General features: G+C 31.5%; 4 protein-coding genes. All 4 read right to left on the bottom strand.

All coding sequences use genetic code 11. The features are described from left to right. Positions 1-533, bottom strand: a 533-nt coding sequence (truB, locus tag AA81_RS10600; protein WP_103898967.1) for a tRNA pseudouridine(55) synthase TruB, incomplete at its 3' end; no start/stop codon positions are given. Then, on the bottom strand, positions 530-883 hold the full coding sequence (rbfA, locus tag AA81_RS10595) for a 30S ribosome-binding factor RbfA (protein WP_103898966.1): 354 nt from the start codon (positions 881-883) through the stop codon (positions 530-532). The genes rbfA and truB, both read right to left, overlap by 4 nt. Continuing rightward, positions 870-1,769 carry an HDOD domain-containing protein gene (locus AA81_RS10590; RefSeq protein WP_103898965.1) on the bottom strand — a complete coding sequence of 300 codons (900 nt, stop codon included), beginning with the start codon at positions 1,767-1,769 and terminating at the stop codon, positions 870-872. The genes rbfA and AA81_RS10590 overlap by 14 nt, the downstream gene beginning before the upstream one ends. Before the next feature lie 56 nt (positions 1,770-1,825). Next, a partial coding sequence (gene mgtE, locus AA81_RS10585; protein WP_103898964.1) for a magnesium transporter occupies positions 1,826-2,899 on the bottom strand: 1,074 nt, incomplete at its 5' end.

The raw sequence follows: 2,899 nt of genomic DNA, 5'->3' as shown, positions 1-2,899 counted from the left end.
TCCATGATTAATGATCTTATGTAAGTTCCAGAACTTACTTCTACATTAAAACTAAATTCTTGTCCTTCTTGTGAAAAATTTGAAAGCTGATATATTTTTACTTTTTTTGGAGGAAGATTAATTATTTTACCTTCACGCGCATATTCATAAAGCTTTTTACCTTTATATTTTTTAGCCGAATATGCAGGAGGAACTTGCAAATATTCCCCCACAAATGAAAAACATATGTCTTTTAAATTAGAGATGTGTTGCTGAGTAACTTCGTTCTTTTCTTGTACTTTTCCTTCTATATCAAAAGTATCTGTAACGATCCCCAATTCAGCTTTTACATAGTATGTCTTTTTTTCGGTTTGGAAAAATTCTAATAGTCTTGTAGCTTTATTTATTCCTACAACTAGTACCCCAGTAGCAAAGGGATCAAGAGTACCAGCATGACCAATCTTCCTAATTCCAAGTTTTTTTCTGATTATTGAGACAACGTCATGGGAAGTAATACCCTTTGGTTTGTTGATTACTAAAAAGCCACTTTTCATTTACTTTCCTCGTTTTTCTCTATTTTCTCTATTAGTTTATTTATTCTTATACTTGCTTCAATACCTTCGTCTTTATGAAATCTTATCTCGGGAACCTTGAACATTTTAATATTTTTTGCGATAAGAGTTCTAAACATACCCTTTGCATTGTTGAGAATATTGATGACAGTATCAATATCTTTATCAAGGGATGAAACATATACATCTAAATAAGATTTATCTTTTGATAGTCGTACCATATTTATATCAATAAATTTGTCTTTTAATCTAGGATCCTTTAATTGAGAAAAACCTTGGGTAATTAATTTTTTCATTTCAGACTCAAGCATTTCTCTTCTATACTGAGCCATCAGATGTCACCTCCATATCATTGAACACTTCTTTCATATTAGTAAATTCAGGAGACCTATTAATCGTATCCTTGAATTCTTCAAAATAGCTGGCATATTTATTATAATTTAATCCCAAAAAGTTCCAAACCTTTAAATCAACCTCAGGAATATCGAAGCATCCCGAATAACCGTAAAAATACAAATTGGTAGTTATATTCGCAACATTTACAATATACAATAATTTTTTTGCTTCTTCATTACTAGATTCTAAGGGATTATCATGGTAGGTAGCGGTTTCTATGACTAAGTCTGACATATTCCAATTTTCAAAAAGCTTTTTACCGATTTGTTGATGTGAATAAGTTGATAAAATATTTTCTGCTTGAAAAAAAGAAATTTTTTCGTGTTGAGCAACTTTAATGACCATCTCAAAAACATCGGGCATGATATGTGCCATCACTACTTTACTAAGATCATGTAAAACACCACACATAAAGGCTTCTTCTTTATCTGGGGAATTAAGATATTTTGCTAAAAGTTCTGAAGCTACACCAGTTGAGATCAAGTGAACCCAAAAATGCTGTGTATTGAAAAAAGGTATATCTTGGGAAAAATAATTCTCAACGGTAAAAATACTTAAAGCTAAATTCCTGACCGTTTTGAACCCAAGTAGATTTATCGCTTGTGTAAGTTTCGTTACTCTCTTTGGTAGTGCATAATAAGCCGAATTAGATAGTCTTAAAATCTTTGCAGTTAAAGCAGGAGATTGAACGATCATATTATGCAAGTCATTTATATCCGACTCGGGATCGTTAGCTATATCTATAATTCTTTGCACAATAAAATCAGGCGTAGGTAATTCTTTAATTTTTTTGGTGATCTCTTGAATATCCATTTCGTTCATTTTTGTCAGTTCCTTCCATCAAATTTCAATTTATTCATTTGCTTATTGTTTGTTATTCACAACAAATCTTTAAGAAGTAATGCCGCAATAGAAAAATAAAAAAACATACTTAGTATATCCATCAAAGTTGAAATAAAAGGGCCAGAGATCAAGGCAGGATCTAAATGTATCTTTTTGGCAAAAAAAGGTAGGATGGCTCCTAAAATATTTGAAATCATTACCACTATAATTATAGATAAAGATAAACTCAACATAATTAAAGGTTCACGAGTATTAATTATTGATCGTAAAAACATGACTATTCCTAAAATTATACCTAAAATTACACCAGAAAACAACTCTTTACCTAAAACCTTTTTAAAATCATCCTCTTCAATATCTCCAACAGCCATTGATCTAATTACTATAGCGGACATTTGACTTCCAGTATTTCCCCCAATGGCGTTAATAGTCGGCATAAATGCAGCTAATACAGTAATTTTCTGTAAAACGTCTGAAAATCCTTCAATTACAAAAACAGCGATACTCTCAAAAAGTAGCAAGGCACCAAGCCAAATTACTCTGCTTTTTACAAGCTCCCAAATGGAAGTATGAAAATAAGAAGTCTCTGTTACTCCTACTGCTGCCATTTTTTGGATATCTTCTGTGGCTGATTCTTCTAGAACATCTACAATATCGTCAATGGTTATTATTCCTACCAACCTTTTTTCACTATCTGTAACCGGAATAGCTAAAAGATCATAATCTTGCATGACCCTTGCGACTTCTTCCTCATTATCGTAAACTGTTGAATAGATTGGATTTTCATTCATAATATTTTTTACAATCTCATTCTCCTCTGAAAAAATCAAATCTTTTAATTCTACTGTCCCTTTCAATTTTCTAGTATTATCTATCACAAACAAAGTGTAAATAGTCTCTTTTTTATTTCCTTCAGCCTTAATATGTTGAAGTGCCTCTTTTATAGTCATATTTTCTTTAAGATCCAAAAAATTAGGGTTCATTATCCTACCTGCAGAATATTCAGGATAATTCAAAAGAATAAGAGTATTTTGCCTCTCTTCATTGGAAAGATGGGCTAGTAAACGTTTAACTACGTTCGCAGGAAGCTCTTCTAAAAGATCAGCTCT

The sequence above is a fragment of the Petrotoga halophila DSM 16923 genome (assembly GCF_002924615.1).
The sequence above is the reverse complement of the archived record's forward strand: the minus strand, read 5'-3'. Positions and strand labels throughout refer to the sequence as shown.